Source organism: Sphingomonas sp. (assembly GCF_965200105.1).
Classification (GTDB): Bacteria; Pseudomonadota; Alphaproteobacteria; order Sphingomonadales; family Sphingomonadaceae; genus Solisphingomonas.
In genome coordinates this window covers 164475-179913 of sequence record NZ_CBDATN010000002.1, presented here as the reverse complement: position 1 = coordinate 179913, position 15439 = coordinate 164475, and the positions used below count along the sequence as shown (strand labels likewise).

At 71.3% G+C, this 15439-nt stretch carries 10 protein-coding genes and 1 pseudogene; 8 read left to right on the top strand and 3 right to left on the bottom strand.

Annotation, left to right across the window (positions count from 1 at the left end):
* Positions 1-8: 8 nt before the first annotated feature.
* The 3 genes from ACOFKX_RS01970 to ACOFKX_RS01960 all read left to right on the top strand — a co-directional run bounded on the left by ACOFKX_RS01970 (position 9) and on the right by ACOFKX_RS01960 (position 4461).
* Complete coding sequence (locus tag ACOFKX_RS01970) at positions 9-614, top strand: HdaA/DnaA family protein (protein WP_419825421.1); 606 nt, start codon at positions 9-11, stop codon at positions 612-614.
* 24 nt (positions 615-638) lie between these two features.
* Complete coding sequence (locus ACOFKX_RS01965; RefSeq protein ID WP_419825420.1) at positions 639-2873, top strand: RNA degradosome polyphosphate kinase; 2235 nt, start codon at positions 639-641, stop codon at positions 2871-2873.
* Between the two features lie 79 nt (positions 2874-2952).
* Positions 2953-4461, top strand: a complete 1509-nt coding sequence (locus tag ACOFKX_RS01960; RefSeq protein WP_419825419.1) for a Ppx/GppA family phosphatase — start codon at positions 2953-2955, stop codon at positions 4459-4461.
* A 10-nt stretch (positions 4462-4471) separates the two neighbouring features.
* On the opposite strand, the gene rnd is transcribed toward ACOFKX_RS01960, so the two are convergent.
* The gene (gene rnd / locus ACOFKX_RS01955) at positions 4472-5647 is read right to left on the bottom strand and encodes a ribonuclease D (protein WP_419825418.1); all 1176 of its coding nucleotides are present in this window, start codon (positions 5645-5647) and stop codon (positions 4472-4474) included.
* A gap of 119 nt (positions 5648-5766) precedes the next feature.
* Here rnd and aspS point away from each other — a divergent pair, with 119 nt between their 5' ends.
* A complete protein-coding gene (gene aspS, locus ACOFKX_RS01950; RefSeq protein WP_419825417.1) occupies positions 5767-7560 on the top strand; it encodes an aspartate--tRNA ligase in 1794 nt (597 codons plus the stop codon).
* 72 nt (positions 7561-7632) lie between these two features.
* Positions 7633-8445: a polyphosphate kinase 2 family protein gene (locus ACOFKX_RS01945; protein WP_419825416.1), complete on the top strand. Its 813-nt coding sequence runs from the start codon at positions 7633-7635 to the stop codon at positions 8443-8445.
* Between the two features lie 31 nt (positions 8446-8476).
* Here ACOFKX_RS01945 and ACOFKX_RS01940 read toward each other — a convergent pair whose 3' ends face one another.
* The gene (locus ACOFKX_RS01940; RefSeq protein ID WP_419825415.1) at positions 8477-9970 is read right to left on the bottom strand and encodes an anthranilate synthase component I family protein; all 1494 of its coding nucleotides are present in this window, start codon (positions 9968-9970) and stop codon (positions 8477-8479) included.
* Positions 9967-11922, bottom strand: a complete 1956-nt coding sequence (locus ACOFKX_RS01935; RefSeq protein WP_419825414.1) for a SurA N-terminal domain-containing protein — start codon at positions 11920-11922, stop codon at positions 9967-9969. Before ACOFKX_RS01935 ends, ACOFKX_RS01940 begins: the two co-directional genes overlap by 4 nt.
* A 133-nt stretch (positions 11923-12055) precedes the next feature.
* On the opposite strand from ACOFKX_RS01935, the gene tpiA reads away from it, so the two are divergent.
* The 3 genes and pseudogenes from tpiA (at position 12056) to ACOFKX_RS01920 (ending at position 15268) form a co-directional block, all read left to right on the top strand.
* A complete protein-coding gene (tpiA, locus tag ACOFKX_RS01930) occupies positions 12056-12808 on the top strand; it encodes a triose-phosphate isomerase (RefSeq protein ID WP_419825413.1) in 753 nt (250 codons plus the stop codon).
* Positions 12809-12867: 59 nt separating this feature from the next.
* Entirely contained in the window at positions 12868-13623 is a 756-nt protein-coding gene (gene secG / locus ACOFKX_RS01925; protein WP_419825412.1) for a preprotein translocase subunit SecG, read from the top strand.
* Between the two features lie 12 nt (positions 13624-13635).
* Positions 13636-15268: pseudogene (locus tag ACOFKX_RS01920) on the top strand (CTP synthase).
* Positions 15269-15439: the final 171 nt, after the last annotated feature.

Below are 15439 nucleotides of genomic sequence, written 5' to 3'. Positions count from 1 at the left end.
ACGGCGCCGTGAGCCAGTTCGCGCTGCCGCTCGGCTGGCCGGAGGCGGAGCGCGCCGACGACTTCATCGTCACTGCCGCCAATGAGGCGGCGACGCGTCACCTCGCGCGCTGGGCGACGTGGCCGCTGCCCGTCACGCTGCTCACCGGCCCGCGCCGCTCGGGCCGAACCCTGCTCGCCCGGCTGTTCGCCGAGGCTACGGGGGGAGTCGTGATCGACGACGCGGAGCGCGTGGAGGAAGAGACGATCTTCCACGCCTGGAACGACGCCGCGCAGCGCCGTCGCCCGCTACTGATCGTCGCCGCCGCCGCGCCGCCTGAGTGGCCGGTGGCGCTGCCCGACCTCGCCTCGCGGCTCGCCGCCACGCCGCGCGCGACGATCCAGCCGCCCGACGACGCGCTGATCGCCAGGCTCGTCGAGCGCGGCCTGGCGCGGCGCGGGCTCGATGCGCCGGCGGCGGCGATCGCCTACCTCAACGCGCGGATCGAGCGCAGCTACGTCGCGGTGCTGGCGGTGGTCGACGCCATCGATCGGCTGTCGCTGGCGGGCGGGCGGCGGCTCACCGTGGCGCTCGCGCGCGAGGCGCTGGCGGCGAGCCGTGTCATCGAGGCTTAATCGAGACGTGCTAGGGTCTATGCCATGAGCGAACAGCCCCTCCTGAACTCCGATCATGACGACGCGCTCGTCCCGGCGACTACCGAGTCGATCACCGAGGCCGCCGCGGATCCCGCCGTCCGCGACAGCGCCGCGCGCGATGAGCCGGTCGCGCCGCGCGAACGCTACTTCAACCGCGAGCTGTCGTGGCTGGCCTTCAACGAGCGCGTGCTCGACGAGGCGTGCAACCCCGCGCACCCGCTGCTGGAGCGGCTGCGCTTCCTGTCGATCTCGGGCGCGAACCTCGACGAATTCTTCATGGTCCGCGTCGCCGGCTTGCGCGGGCAGGAGCTGAACGGCGTTGCGCAGCTCTCCGCCGACGGGCTCACCGCCGGGCAGCAGCTCGTCGCGATCGGGGAGGCGACGGACCGGCTGATGACGCGTCAGCAAGAGGTGCGCCGCGTGCTGCGAGACGAGCTCGCGGCGCGCGACTTCCTGATCCTCGGCGTGGACGACATCGACGAGGAGCAGGACGCCTGGCTGCGCACCTATTTCCTGGAGCAGGTGCTGCCCGTCATCACGCCGCAGGCGCTCGATCCCGCGCATCCCTTCCCGTTCATTCCGAACAAGGGCTTCAGCCTCATCTTCGACCTGAAGCGTCTGGCTGACGGCGAGCCGATCCGCGAGCTGCTGATGGTGCCTCCGACGCTGTCGCGGTTCGTGCGGCTGCCCGGCGATCAGGCGCGCTACATGGCGGTGGAGACGCTGATCCGCCGTTTCACCGGCACGCTCTTCCCCGGCTACGAGCTGATCGGCGACGGCGCCTTCCGCGTGATCCGCGATTCGGACATCGAGATCGAGGAAGAGGCGGAGGATCTCGTCCGCTACTTCCACACCGCCATCAAGCGGCGGCGCCGCGGCCGTGTCATCCGCCTGCGAATGGAAGCGGGGATGTCGTCCGATCTCAAGAAGCTCGTCTGCGATGCCGTCGGACAGGACGCCGCGCTCGTGTCCGAGGCGACAGGCTTCCTGGGAATCGCGGATTTGGCCGAGCTCGTCGAGGAGAATAGGCCCGATCTCAAGTGGCCGTCCTACACCGCGCGCTTTCCCGAGCGTATCCGGGAACATGGCGGCGACTGTTTCGCGGCGATCCGAGACAAGGATATCGTCGTCCACCACCCTTATGAGTCGTTCGAGGTGGTGATCGCCTTCCTCAAGCAGGCGGCGCAGGATCCCGACGTCGTCGCGATCAAGCAGACGCTCTATCGCGCGGGCAAGCAGTCCGCGATCATCAAGGCGCTTGTCGACGCCGCCGAGGCGGGCAAGTCCGTCACCGCCGTCGTCGAGCTCAAGGCGCGCTTCGACGAGGAGCAGAACATCATGTGGGCTGCGCAGCTCGAGCGCGCGGGCGTGCAGGTGGTCTACGGCTTCATCGACTGGAAGACGCACGCCAAGATCAGCATGGTCGTTCGCCGCGAGAATGGCGCGATCCGCACCTACTGTCATTTCGGTACCGGCAACTATCATCCGGTGACGGCGAAAATCTATACCGATCTCAGCTTCTTCACCGCCGATCCTGAGGTAGGCCACGATGCTGCGCAGATCTTCAACTACATCACCGGCTATGTCGAGCCGCAGTCGCTGGCACGCGCCACCATCTCGCCGCATGGGCTGCGCGAGCGGCTGGCGGCGCTGATCGACGCCGAAATCGATCATGTCCGAGCCGGCCGCTCGGGCTCGATCTGGGCCAAGATGAACTCGCTCGTCGATCCCGCGATCATCGAGAAGCTCTACCGCGCGTCCGCCGCCGGCGTGCAGGTGGACCTCATCGTCCGCGGCATCTGCTGCCTCAGGCCCGGCGTCGCGGGGCTGTCGGAGAATGTCCGCGTCCGCTCGGTGGTCGGCCGCTTCCTGGAGCATAGCCGCATCTTCTGCTTCGGCGACGGGCAGGCCTTGCCCAACCCCACGGCCAAGGTATTCATCTCGTCGGCGGACTGGATGCCGCGCAACCTCGATCGTCGCGTCGAATATATGCTGCCCGTGCTCAACCCGACCGTGCACGAGCAGGTGCTCGACCAGGTGATGGTCGCCAACCTGATCGACACCGAGCAGAGCTGGACGCTGAACGCCGACGGCAGCTACGACCGCGTCTGCAGCGGAGGTGGCAAGCCATTCAACCTGCACCGCTATTTCATGACGAACCCGTCGCTCTCCGGACGTGGCGCGGCGCTCGCCAAGTCGGCGGGGGTGCCGCGCCTCAAGCTGCGTCGCGGCGGCTGATCGGAGAGGTCTGCCGTCCCGCCGCGGCACGCCGATCACCTCTAGGCGGCGAGAGCGCGCGCCCCTATCAGGCGGCGGCGTGACGAAGCCCGGCTTCCTCTTCCGCGCCGATACGGCGCTCGAGCCGGTCGCGGGGCAATCCGGCCGCGTCGCGATTATCGACATCGGGTCCAATTCGATCCGCCTCGTGGTCTATGAAGGCCCGGCGCGCATCCCCTCGGTGCTGTTCAACGAGAAGGTGATGGCGGGGCTCGGCAAGAGCCTGGTCGCCACCGGCGCGCTCGATCCGCAGGCGATGGATCGCGGCATTGCGGCACTGGATCGCTTCCTCCTCGTCGCGCGCCAGATCGGCGTCTCGACGCTCCACACCGTCGCTACCGCCGCGGTGCGCGACGCATCGAATGGCGCCGACTTCCTGCGCCGCGCGGCGGCGATCGGCCTCGACGTTCGCGTGCTGTCGGGTGCGGAGGAGGCGGAGATGGCGGGCGAGGGGGTGATCGCTGCCTTTCCCGGTGCCGACGGGATCGTCGGCGACCTCGGCGGCGGCAGCCTTGAGCTCGCCCGCGTCGAGGGGGGCGGGGCGCGGCACACCAGCTCCTTCCCGCTCGGGGTTCTCCGCATCGGTGCGCTCCGCCGACGGGGTGGCGGGGCGCTCCGCGAGGTCGTGCGCGAGGCGCTCGCCGAGGCGGGCTGGACCGACAAAGGCGCGGGGCTGCCCTTCTATCTCGTCGGCGGATCGTGGCGCGCGCTGGCGCGGCTGACGATGTGGCGCACCGGCTATCCGCTGCCCATCGTCCACGGCTTCACCATGCCGCCCGCGAGCCCGGCGCAGATCGCAAAATCTCTGGCGGACAGCGACAAGGCCGCGCTGAAGGAAGTGCCCGGCCTCTCCTCGTCGCGCGCGGCGACGCTGCCCGATGCCGCGGCGCTGCTCGCCGCCGTGGTGGCGGAGCTCGGCTCGTCGCAGCTTGTCACCTCCGCCTTCGGGCTGCGCGAGGGGGTGCTGTTCCGCAACCTTGCCGCCGATGTCCGCGCGCAGGACCCGCTGATCTGCGCGACGCGCGAGGAAGGGCGCCGGCTCGGCCGCTTCCCCGAGCATGGCGACCTGCTCGAACGCTGGATGGGTCCGCTCTTCGAGGGCGAGAGCGCCGCCGACGCGCGGCTGCGCCACGCCGCCTGCCTGCTCGCCGACGTGGGTTGGCGCGCGCATCCCGAGTTCCGCGCCGAGCGCGGGCTGGAGACGGCGCTGCACGGCAATTGGGTGGGGCTCGATCCGCGCGGCCGCGCGATGATGGCGCAGGCGCTGTGGACCAGCTTCGGCGCCGACGGCGATCCGCCGGTGGTGCCGCTGATCTGCGCGCTCGAGGACCGACGCCGGGCGGTGCGCTGGGGGCTGGCGATGCGGCTGGGGCAGCGCCTGTCCGGCGGCGTGGCCGGCCCGCTTCGCGCGAGCGCGGTGACGCTGGAGGAGGGGGCGCTGGCGCTCAGCCTCGCGCCGGGCGACGCCGCGCTCTACGGCGAGGCGGTGGAGCGCCGCCACCGGGCGCTGGCGTCGTCCTTTGGGCGCGAGCCGTTGCTGCGGGCCTGAAACGCCGGGCTCAGCCCGCCTCGACCGTGCGCGTCATCTTGAGCTTGCCGCCCTTCACCGCGAAAGCCATCCGCCCCTCCACGAGGTCCAGCGCGTCGCGGCCGAACTCGTCGAAGCGCCAGCCCGACAGGATCGCGAGCCCGTCCCGCCGGCCCGCCGCCAGCGCCTCCAGCTCGTCCGAGCGCGCGAGCAGTTTGGGTGCGATATCCGTCTCCTTGGCCCTGATCTTAAGCAGCAGCTTGAGCAGATCGGCGACGAGCGCGCCGTCCTTGCCGAGGCCGGGCTTGCGATCATCGCGCGCGGGCATCTCGTCGTCGGAGAGCGGCGTCGCCGCCTCCAGCGCGCCCATCAGTCGACCGCCAATATCGTTTCCGGCCCAACCCGCCGAGAGCCCACGAACCTTGGCGAGATCGGCCTGCTTGGCCGGCGGGTGGCTGGCAAGGTCGGCGAGCGTCTCGTCCTTCATGATGCGTCCGCGCGGCAGGTCCTTGCCCTGCGCCTCGCGCTCGCGCCACGCCGCCAGCGCCTTCAGCCGGCCGAGCACCTCGGGCTTGCGGCTCGGCACCTTTACGCGCTGCCACGCGAGCGCAGGATCGTTGACGTAGCTCGCGGGATCGGAGAGCCGCTCCATCTCCTGGTCGAGCCACTGGCCGCGCCCGGTCTTGCGCAGCCGCTCCAGCAGGCGCGGGAAGATCGCCGAGAGGTGCGTGACGTCGCCGATGGCATAGTCGATTTGGCGCTTGTCGAGCGGGCGGCGCGCCCAGTCGGTGAAGCGCGCGCCCTTGTCGAGCGTCACGCCCGCCCAGCTTTCGACGAGGTTGGAATAGCCGACCTGTTCGCCCATGCCGAGCGCCATCGCCGCCACCTGCGTGTCGAACATCGGGTGCGGGGTGCGCCCGGTAAGATTATGGACGATCTCGATATCCTGCCCGCCGGCGTGAAAGACCTTGAGCACGTCCTCATTGTCGACCAGCAGGTCGAGCAGCGGCTTGAGGTCGATGCCCGGCGCCATCGGATCGATCGCCGCCGCCTCGTGCTCGTCGGCGATCTGGATCAGGCACAGCTCGGGCCAGTAGCTGTTCTCGCGCATGAATTCGGTATCGACGGCGACGAAGTCGGCCTCGGCCAGGCGGGCGCAGAGATCGGCGAGGGTGGCGCTGTCGGTAATCAGCGGGTGTATGTGCATCAGGCTCCTTAACCGCGTCTGCCGCGCTTGACAAAGCCGGCGGGGCCGGGGAGGCGGCGAGCTTCCGGCGGGTCCAGCGGACTGGACGCCGCGCACGCGGACTCCAGGGATCCAGACCGATGCACGCCTATCGCACCCACACCTGCGGTCAGCTCCGCGCGGCCGACGTCGGCTCGGGCGTTCGCCTCTCGGGCTGGGTGCACCGCAAGCGCGATCATGGCGGCGTGCTGTTCGTGGACCTGCGCGATCACTACGGCATCACCCAGATCGTCGCCGACAGCGACAGCCCGGCGCTTGCGACGCTGGACGCGCTCAAGCTCGAAACGGTCGTGACGGTCGACGGCACCGTGAAGGCGCGGGCGGAGGCGACGGTGAACGCCGATCTCGCGACCGGCGCGATCGAGCTGTTCGCCACCGCCGCGAACGTGCAGTCCGCCGCCGCCGAACTGCCGCTGCCGGTGGCGGCCGAGCAGGATTATCCGGAGGAGATCCGGCTTCGCCACCGCTACCTCGATCTGCGCCGCGAGCGGCTGCACGCCAACATCGTGCTGCGATCCAACGTGATCGCGTCGATCCGCCGGCGGATGATCGACCAGGGCTTCACCGAGTTCCAGACGCCGATTCTGACGGCATCCAGCCCCGAGGGCGCGCGCGACTATCTGGTGCCCAGCCGCGTGCATCCCGGCAAGTTCTACGCGCTGCCGCAGGCGCCTCAGATGTTCAAGCAGCTCCTCATGGTGGCGGGCTTCGATCGCTACTTCCAGATCGCGCCCTGCTTTCGTGACGAGGATGCGCGCGCCGATCGCTCGCCGGGGGAGTTCTACCAGCTCGATTTCGAGATGAGCTTCGTCACGCAGGAGGACGTGTTCGCCGCGATCGAGCCGGTGCTGCACGGCATCTTCGAGGAGTTCGCGAGTTTCGGCGGCCGGCAGCGCCAGGTCTCGCCGCTGCCTTTCCGTCGCATCCCGTACAAGGAATCAATGCTAAGGTACGGGAACGACAAGCCGGATCTTCGCAACCCCATCCTGATTTCGGACGTGTCCGATCGGTTTCGCGACTCCGGCTTCGGCCGCTTCGCCTCGATCGTCGAGGCGGGCGACGTGGTGCGCGCCGTCCCCGCCCCGGGTACGGCGGGGCAGAGCCGCAAGTTCTTCGACGACATGAACGGCTGGGCGCAGTCCGAAGGCTTTGCGGGGCTAGGCTACGCCACGCGCAAGGGCGGCGAATGGGGCGGGCCGATCGCCAAGAACCACGGCGCCGAGGGCATGGACGCGATGGCCGACGCGCTCGGCCTCGGTCCGGACGATGGCCTGTTCTTCGCCGCCGGCAAGGAGGCGGATGCCGTGCGCCTCGCCGGCCTCGCGCGCACCCGCGTCGCGACGCAGCTCGGGCTGATCGATCCCGCGCGTTTCGAGTTCTGCTGGATCGTCGATTTCCCGATGTACGAGTGGCACGAGGACGAGAAGAAGATCGACTTCAGCCACAATCCCTTCTCGATGCCACAGGGCGGGTTGGAGGCGCTGGAGGGGAAGAATCCGCTGGAAGTCCTGGCGTACCAGTATGATATCGTCTGCAACGGCGTGGAGCTCTCAAGCGGCGCGATCCGCAACCACCGGCCCGACATCATGTACAAGGCGTTCGAGATCGCCGGCTACAAGCGCGAGGAGGTGGACGCCGAGTTCGCGGGCATGATCGGCGCGTTCAAATACGGCGCGCCTCCGCACGGGGGCTCTGCGCCGGGCATCGATCGCATCGTGATGCTGCTCGCCGACGAGCCCAACATCCGTGAGGTGATCGTTTTCCCGATGACGCAGAAGGCGGAGGACCTGATGATGGGCGCGCCCGCGCAGGTCCGCCCGCAGCAGCTTCGCGAACTGCACATCCGCACGCTGGACACAGCACCCAAGCCCTGACGTCCCGCCGCGGGACGGGCTCCAGGCTCGCCGCGCTCGCCGCCGCCCGCCGCCGGGCCTAGCGCGGTGGGCATGACGCTCAGGCTCGCCGACTACGAGGCGGCACTCCGGCCCGAGGGCGATCTCGCCGAGGCGCTCGCGGTCTCGCAGCGGCGGTTGCGCCGCGTCCAGCGCGCGCGGACCGCGCATGGCGGTCGCGCGATCATCGTGATCGAGGGCTGGCACGCGAGCGAGCGGGGGAACGCGATTCGGCGGCTGGCGACGGGCCTCGATCCGCGTCACCTGCGGGCGTGGCCGATCGGCGCGCCGAACGTAGAGGAGGAGGGACGGCACTGGCTGCAGCGTTTCTGGGCGAAGCTGCCTGCGCGCGGCGAGATCGCGCTGTTCGACGGGAGCTGGTATCGCCACGTGCTCGCCGACCGCGTCGAAGGGCCAGGCGGCAAGATCGAGTGGAAGCGCGCCTGCGACGAGATCAACGAGTTCGAGGCGCGGCAGGTCGAGGCCGGCGCCGCGATCGTCAAGCTCTTCCTGCACGTGACCGCAGAGGAGCAGCGCCGCCGCCTCGCCGACCGCCTGACGCAGCCATGGAGCGCGTCGACGGTGTCCCCGGAGGCGCTGCGCCAGCATGCCCGCTACGGCGACTATGCGGCTGCGACGGAACAGATGTTCGCGCGCACCGATACGCGCTGGGCGCCGTGGACGGTGGTCGCCGCCGGCCGCGCGAAGCCGGCGCGAATCGCAATCCTGGACCGTGTGGCCACGGTGCTGGAGAAGGGGTTTCCGGCGATCCCGCCCGAGGCCGATCCTCGGATCGTCGCGGAGGCGCGGCGCCTCGGCATCGTCCGGGCGGACGAAGGCGGTGGCGCGGCGGAGGGCGGCGTCTAGCTCGGCCGGTCGCCGCCATACGAACACGAATTCAGCGCTTGTCCCTTGCCCGCGCGTCCGCCTCGCGGGCGGCGGCGAACAGCGCGCCGGCCTTGGCCTCGCACTCGCGCTGCTCGGCCTCGGCGTCGCTGTCGGCGACGATCCCGGCGCCGGCCTGGACGTGCATCACGCCGTCCTTCACCACCGCCGTCCTGAGCACGATGCAGCTATCCATCGATCCGTCGGGCGCGAAATAGCCGACGCCGCCCGCGTAGGCGCCGCGCGTCTCCGCCTCCAGTTGCGCCACGATCTCGCACGCGCGGACCTTGGGCGCGCCCGAGACGGTGCCGGCGGGAAAGCCCGCGAGCAGCGCGTCGATCGCGTCGCGCCCGTCGTCCAGCCGCCCGGTGACGTTGGAGACGATGTGCATGACGTGGCTGTAGAGCTCGACGGTATGGCTGTCCGTCACGCGCACGCTGCCGGGTGCCGCGACGCGACCGACATCGTTGCGGCCGAGATCGAGCAGCATCAGGTGCTCGGCGCGTTCCTTGGGGTCCGCGAGCAGCTCGTCGGCGCGGCGGCCGTCCTCCGCCTCGTCGCCGGAGCGCGGGCGGGTGCCGGCGATCGGGCGGATCGTCACCTCGCCGTCGCGCGCGCGCACCAGGATCTCGGGGCTGGAGCCAATCAGCGCGAAGCCGGGCAGATCGAGGAAGTAGAGGAAGGGCGACGGGTTGATGCGGCGCAGCGCCCGGTACAGCTCGATCGGCGGCGCGGCGAAGGGGCGGGTGAAGCGCTGCGCCAGCACCACCTGGAAGATGTCGCCGGCGGCGATATACTCCTGCGCGGCGGCGACCATCCCGGCGTAGCGGCCGGGCGGCAGCACCGGGCGCGGCGCACCGTCGCCACCGCCGATGTCCGGCAGCACGTCGGCAGGCGCGGGGAGGGGTGCGGCCAGCCGCGCCTGCGCCGCCCCGATCCGCGCCACGGCGTCGGCGACGGTGGCACCGGTGCCCGGCCACAATGGCGCCACCCAGAACAGCTCGTCGGTCAGCCGATCGAACAGCAGCACCAGCGTCGGGCGCACGAAGATCATGTCGGGCAGGTCGAGCGGGTTGAGCGCGGGGCGCGGCAGCCGCTCGACGAGGCCCACCGTCTCGTAGGCGAAGTAGCCCACGAGGCAGGCGAGCGCCTTGGGCAGGCCGGCGGGCACCTCCATCCGGCACGACGACACGAGCGCGCGCAACGCCTCCAGCGTCGCCGCCGCCGCGGGCACGAAGGCATCGCGATCGGCCAGCCACCGCGCGTTGATCTCGGCGCGCGCGCCGCGAGCGCGGAACACCAGATCGGGGGCGAGGCCGATCACGCTGTGCCGCCCACGCGTGCGCCCGCCCTCCACCGATTCGAGCAGATAGTCGCCGCGTCCCGGCTCGATCAGCTTGAGCGCGGCGGAGACGGGCGTGTCGGTATCGGCGATCTGGCGCCGCCAGACGATCGCGGGCCGGCCGGCGGCGAGCGCCGCGGCGGCGCCCGCATCATCGGGCGTCATGGCGTGGCGGGCGCGATGCCGAGCAGCCGCCGCTTCAGTTCAGCGAGCGCCGCCTCGTTGCGCGAGGTGCCGACCGCCGCCGCCGCCGCGTTGGCGAGTTGCTGGGCATATTCGTCGCCGGTCGCCTGGACGAGCTCGCCCCGGCTGGCCGCGACCAGCGGCGGCAGCAGCTTCGCGTCGGCGGGCACGATCTTCTGGAGCTGGACGACGTACCAGCCCTGGCCGCCATCCGCCGGCACCAGCTTGGTGCCGCCCGCCGGCATCGTGAACAGCGCCTTCAGGCTGGCGGGCACCTGGCCGCGCGCGCGCGACAAGTCGATGCGGCGGCCGCTGCCCGCCTGCGGCGTTGGCAGCGTCACCGGCGCCGCCTTGAAGGCGTCGGCCATAGCGGTGCCGCCCTTCACCTTGGCGACGATCGCCTGCGCCGCCGCCTTGGCTCGATCGGACGCGCGTACCGCCGCATAGTCGGCGGCCAAGCGACCACGGACCTGCGCGAAGGGCAGCGGCGCCGCCGGCAGCACGCGCGCGACCGAGAGCAGCGCGTAGCGCTCGCCCTGCTGGATCGTCTCCAGCGTCGGCGCCTGATCGGGCGCGGTGGCGAAGCCGGGCTTGAGCAGCGAGGCAAGCTCGGGCGGGGCCTTGTAGGCGGCATCGCCCGGTGCGGCACCGCCGACCGTCACCGGCGGCGTCTCGGATACCGCGAGGCCGTTGGCTTTCGCGACATCGGCGAGGCCCTGGCCGCCGTCGAGCTGGTCCTGCGCCTTGGCGGTCAGCGCCGCGAGCGCCGTGTCCTGCTTCTGTTTGATGAGATCGGCGGCGATCTGCGGGCGCGCGGCCTCGAAGCCGGTGCCCGCCGTCCGCACGACCTTGTCGACCTTGACGACGTGCCAGCCGAAATCGGATTTCACCGGCGGGGTGATGCCGCCATCCGGCGCGGCGAAGGCGGCGGCGGCGACGGCGGGCGAGGCCTGGCCCGCGAACTGCGCCTGCGTCTTGTCGCCGATCGCGATGTCGGCGGCGCCGAAGCCGGCCGCCTTCGCGGCCTCGGCGAAGCCCTTGCCGCCCTTCACCTGGCCTACGAAGGCCTGCGCCTTGGCCTGGCTGTCGAGCACCACCTGCGACAGCGCGCGAGTCTCCCGCGCGGCGTATTTCTGCGCTTTGGCGTCGTAGGCGCGGCGGATCTCGGCCTCGTTCGGCACCGCCGCGCCCGCCACCTGCTGGCGGCCGATCAGCGCATAGCGCAGCACGCGCCGCTCGGGCAGCATATAGGCGGCGGCGTGCGCGGCGAGGAACGCCTTGAGCTCGGCGTCGCCCGGCGCCGGGCCGCTGGCGAAGGCGGCCGCCGGCACCAACCCGATCGCGCCCGATCGCGTCTCCGCGACGAGGCCGGCATAGGGGCGGATCAGCCCGTCGGGCACCGTCACCGCGCCGCTGGCGGGCAGGTAGAGCATGCGGCGCAGGATATCGCCGCCGATGTCGCGGCGCAGATCGGGCTCGGCGATGTGCTGCTGCGCCAGCGCGGCGCGGAACGCCTGCGGATCGAACTTGCCGTTGGGCCCCTGGAAGGCCTGGATGCCCGCGATCTCGCCGTCCACCTGCCGCTTGCTGGCGGCCAGCCCAATGCGCCGCGCGAACGCCTCCAGCGCCGCCGCGCCGATCGTCTGGTCGACCACCGCGTCGAAGCCGCCTGTGGCGACGAAGCGCGGCAGGTCGAGCCCCGGCTGCTGCTGCTGATATTGCGCGAAGGTGCGGCGCACCCGCTCGTCCATCTCGGGCACCGTCACCCGGCGATCGCCGGCACGCGCCGCGACGTCGCCGCTCGCGCCGCCGAGGCCCGATGTGCCCGGCATCTCGCGCGTGAACACGCCCGTCAGCAGGAAGGCGAGCATGACGAGCGCGAGCAGGCCCAGCGCGAGCTTGGAGGCGAGCGTGCGGCGGAAGAAGGCGATCATCGGCGGTCCACGGGCAGGGGCATCGGCCGGCCTTACGGGGCGTCGCTGCGCGGGACAAGCAAGCGTGTCTCGGCGCTGGCGCGGGGGCGGGCGCCCCGCTACGGCACCGGGGCCAACGAGGGGGACCATCCGCATGCCCAAGCCGCTGATCGCCGGCAATTGGAAGATGAACGGCTCGCGGGCGGCGCTCGCCGAGGTCGACGCCATCGCCGCCGCCGCCGAGCGTGCGAACGGCGTCGACGTCGCGATCTGCCCGCCCTTCACGCTGATCGAACCCGCCGTCCGAAAGGTCGAGGGCACGCCGGTCGCGATCGGCGGGCAGGATTGCCACTGGGCCGAGAAAGGCGCGTACACCGGCTGGACGTCCTGCGCGATGCTCGTCGAGGCGGGCGCGAGGTTGGTGATCGTCGGCCATTCCGAACGCCGCCAATACGCGCACGAAACCGACGAGGAGGTGCGCCGCAAAGCCGAGGCGGCAATCGCGGCGGGGCTGACCGCGATCGTCTGCGTCGGCGAGACCGAGGCCGAGCGCGACGCCGGCGAGGCGGAGGCGGTGGTCGCGCGCCAGCTCAGGGGCTCGCTGCCGACGGACGGTGCGGAGCGGTTGGTCGTCGCCTACGAGCCGGTGTGGGCGATCGGCACCGGCCGCACCGCGTCGTGCGACGACGTCGCCGCGATCCACGCAGCCATCCGGCGCGACCTGCGCGCGATCCTGGGCGACGCGGCGGGCGCGCAGGTCCGCATCCTCTACGGCGGATCGGTGAACGCCGGCAACGCGGCGGAGCTGCTGGCGGTGGCGGACGTGGACGGCGCGCTGGTCGGCGGCGCCAGCCTCACGGCGGCGGCGTTCGTGCCGATCGTCGAGGCCGCCGCCGCGCAGGGCTGAACGGCGTGGGGCGGCGCGGCGATTGAACGCGGCGGGGCGCTCGGCTAAGGGCCCCGCCCATGTTCACCTTCCTCCTCGTCGTCCACGCGCTGATCGCGGCCGCCCTCGTCGCGGTGATCCTGATGCAGCGATCCGAGGGCGGCGGGCTCGGCATGGGCAGCGGTCCGTCCGGGCTGATGACCGCGCGCGGCGCCGCCGACTTCCTGACGCGCGCCACCGGCATCCTCGCCACGCTGTTCGTGCTGATGGCGTTCCTGCTCGCCGCGATGGCGGCGACGCGCAACTCGGGATCGATCGACACCAGCCTCGCGGGCCACGCGCCCGCCGGGCCGATCACCGCGCCGCAGCCGACCTCGCCCGTGTCGGGCATCCCGATGATGGGCGCGCCGAGCCCGGCCGCGCCCGATCCGCTGACCGCGCAGGCGCTGGCGCCGGCGGCAGGCGGCCCGCCGACGCGCCCCGCGCCCGAGGCGCAGGCGGAGCGCCGCGCGGCGGAGCCGACCACCGGCTCGATCGAGCGCAACACCGGCCGCCCGATCGCGAGGACGGAGCCCGCGCCCACCGTCGGCATCAACGGCGTGAGCAACGGCGGCGCCCCGCGCACCGCGAAAGACACCGGCCGCCGCGACACCGGCGCCCGCGCCCGCCAAGCCCGACGCGGCGCCGCCGGTCGTCTCGGTCGCCCCGCCGCCGCCCGCGGCAGGCAACGGGCAGTAGCCCGACTTCGGGTCACGGCGGCCGAGCCGTCGGCTAATCACCGCACATCCGGCTTGAGCGGAGTCGCCCCATTGCGCGGCTGGCGGCTCGTCGCCTAAGGCCCAACTCCCATGACCCGGTTCATCTTCATCACCGGCGGCGTGGTCTCCTCGCTCGGCAAGGGCCTGATGGCGGCATCGCTCGCCGCGCTGCTCCAGGCGCGCGGCTATCGCGTCCGCATTCGCAAGTTCGATCCCTTATCTGAACGTCGATCCCGGTACGATGAGCCCGTACCAGCACGGCGAGGTCTACGTCACCGACGACGGCGCCGAGACCGACCTCGATCTCGGCCACTACGAGCGCTTCACCGGCGTGCCCTCGCGTCAGTCCGACAACGTCACGTCGGGCCGCATCTACAGCCAGATCATCGCGCGCGAGCGGCGCGGCGACTATCTCGGCGCGACGGTGCAGGTGATCCCGCACGTGACGGACGCCATCAAGGCGTTCGCCCGCGCCGAGACGGACGATCTCGACTTCGTGCTGTGCGAGATCGGCGGCACGGTGGGCGATATCGAATCGCTGCCCTTCATGGAGGCGATCCGCCAGCTTCGGAACGATCTCGGCCGCGACGCCACCTGCTTCGTCCACCTGACGCTGGTGCCGTACATCGCGGCGGCCGGCGAGCTGAAGACCAAGCCGACGCAGCACTCGGTGCGCGATCTCACCGCGCTCGGCATCCAGCCCGACGTGCTGGTGTGCCGCTGCGAGCAGCCGCTGCCGGCGAGCGAGCGCGCCAAGATCGCGCTGTTCTGCAACGTGCGCCCGGAAGCCGTGATCCCCGCGCTCGACGCCAAATCGATCTACGGCGTGCCCGCGCAATATCATGCCGAGGGGCTGGACGCCGAGGTGCTGCGCGCCTTCGCCATCGATCCCGGCGCCAGCGCGCCCGACATGCGCCGCTGGGCCGACATCGAGGATCGCCTCGCCAACCCGGAGGGGGAGGTGACGATCGGCGTCGTCGGCAAATATACCGGCCTCAAGGACGCGTACAAATCGCTTCACGAGGCGCTGGTCCACGGCGGCATCGCCAACCGTGCCAAGGTCAACATCCGCTGGCTGGATGCGGAGCTGTTCGAGGCGGCGGACGTGGCGCCCGCGCTGGAGCCGTGCCACGCCATCCTCGTCCCCGGCGGCTTCGGCGAGCGCGGGAGCGAGGGCAAGATCGCCGCCGTCCGCTTCGCGCGCGAGCGCCGCGTGCCCTATTTCGGCATCTGCCTCGGCATGCAGATGGCGTGCATCGAGGGCGCGCGGAACACCGCCGGGATCGCCACCGCCTCCACCACCGAGTTCGGCGAGACCGACGAGCCCGTCGTCGGCCTCATTACCGAGTGGATGTCGGACGAAGGGCTGCAGACGCGCGCGGCGGGGGGCGATCTCGGCGGCACGATGCGGCTCGGCGCCTACGACGCGAAGCTCGCGGGAAACAGCCAGGTGGCGGGCATCTATGGCGCCACCGACATTTCGGAACGCCACCGCCATCGCTACGAGGTCAACGCGCACTATCGCGAGCCGCTGGAGAAGGGCGGCCTGCTATTCTCCGGCATGTCGCCCGACGGCGAGCTTCCCGAGATCGTCGAGCGGCCCGACCATCCCTGGTTCGTCGGCGTCCAATTCCACCCCGAGCTCAAGTCCAAGCCCTTCGATCCGCACCCGCTGTTCGCGAGCTTCGTCGAGGCCGCGCTCCGCCAGTCGCGGCTGGTCTGAGGCATTTTCCCGCGCCGACACGGACGCTGTCGAAGCGCTTGATCGTCCCCGCCACTATGATAGCTTCTTCATCGCAACCGCCGAAGAGCGGTGCGGATCGAGAGAGGATGCAATGGAGTCTTATAGCTCATCCCTGTGCGATCTGGACGGGTGGCTGCTCGCGCTGGCGAG

What these genes read in the sequence shown, in the direction of transcription:
- ACOFKX_RS01965 (WP_419825420.1), top strand. Translation starts at nt 639, where the DNA reads ATGAGCGAACAGCCCCTCCTGAACTCCGATCATGACGACGCGCTCGTC.
- rnd (WP_419825418.1), bottom strand. Translation starts at nt 5,647, where the DNA reads ATGCACATACACCCGCTGATTACCGACAGCGCCACCCTCGCCGATCTC.
- aspS (WP_419825417.1), top strand. Translation starts at nt 5,767, where the DNA reads ATGCACGCCTATCGCACCCACACCTGCGGTCAGCTCCGCGCGGCCGAC.
- ACOFKX_RS01945 (WP_419825416.1), top strand. Translation starts at nt 7,633, where the DNA reads ATGACGCTCAGGCTCGCCGACTACGAGGCGGCACTCCGGCCCGAGGGC.
- ACOFKX_RS01940 (WP_419825415.1), bottom strand. Translation starts at nt 9,970, where the DNA reads ATGACGCCCGATGATGCGGGCGCCGCCGCGGCGCTCGCCGCCGGCCGG.
- ACOFKX_RS01935 (WP_419825414.1), bottom strand. Translation starts at nt 11,922, where the DNA reads ATGATCGCCTTCTTCCGCCGCACGCTCGCCTCCAAGCTCGCGCTGGGC.
- tpiA (WP_419825413.1), top strand. Translation starts at nt 12,056, where the DNA reads ATGCCCAAGCCGCTGATCGCCGGCAATTGGAAGATGAACGGCTCGCGG.
- secG (WP_419825412.1), top strand. Translation starts at nt 12,868, where the DNA reads ATGTTCACCTTCCTCCTCGTCGTCCACGCGCTGATCGCGGCCGCCCTC.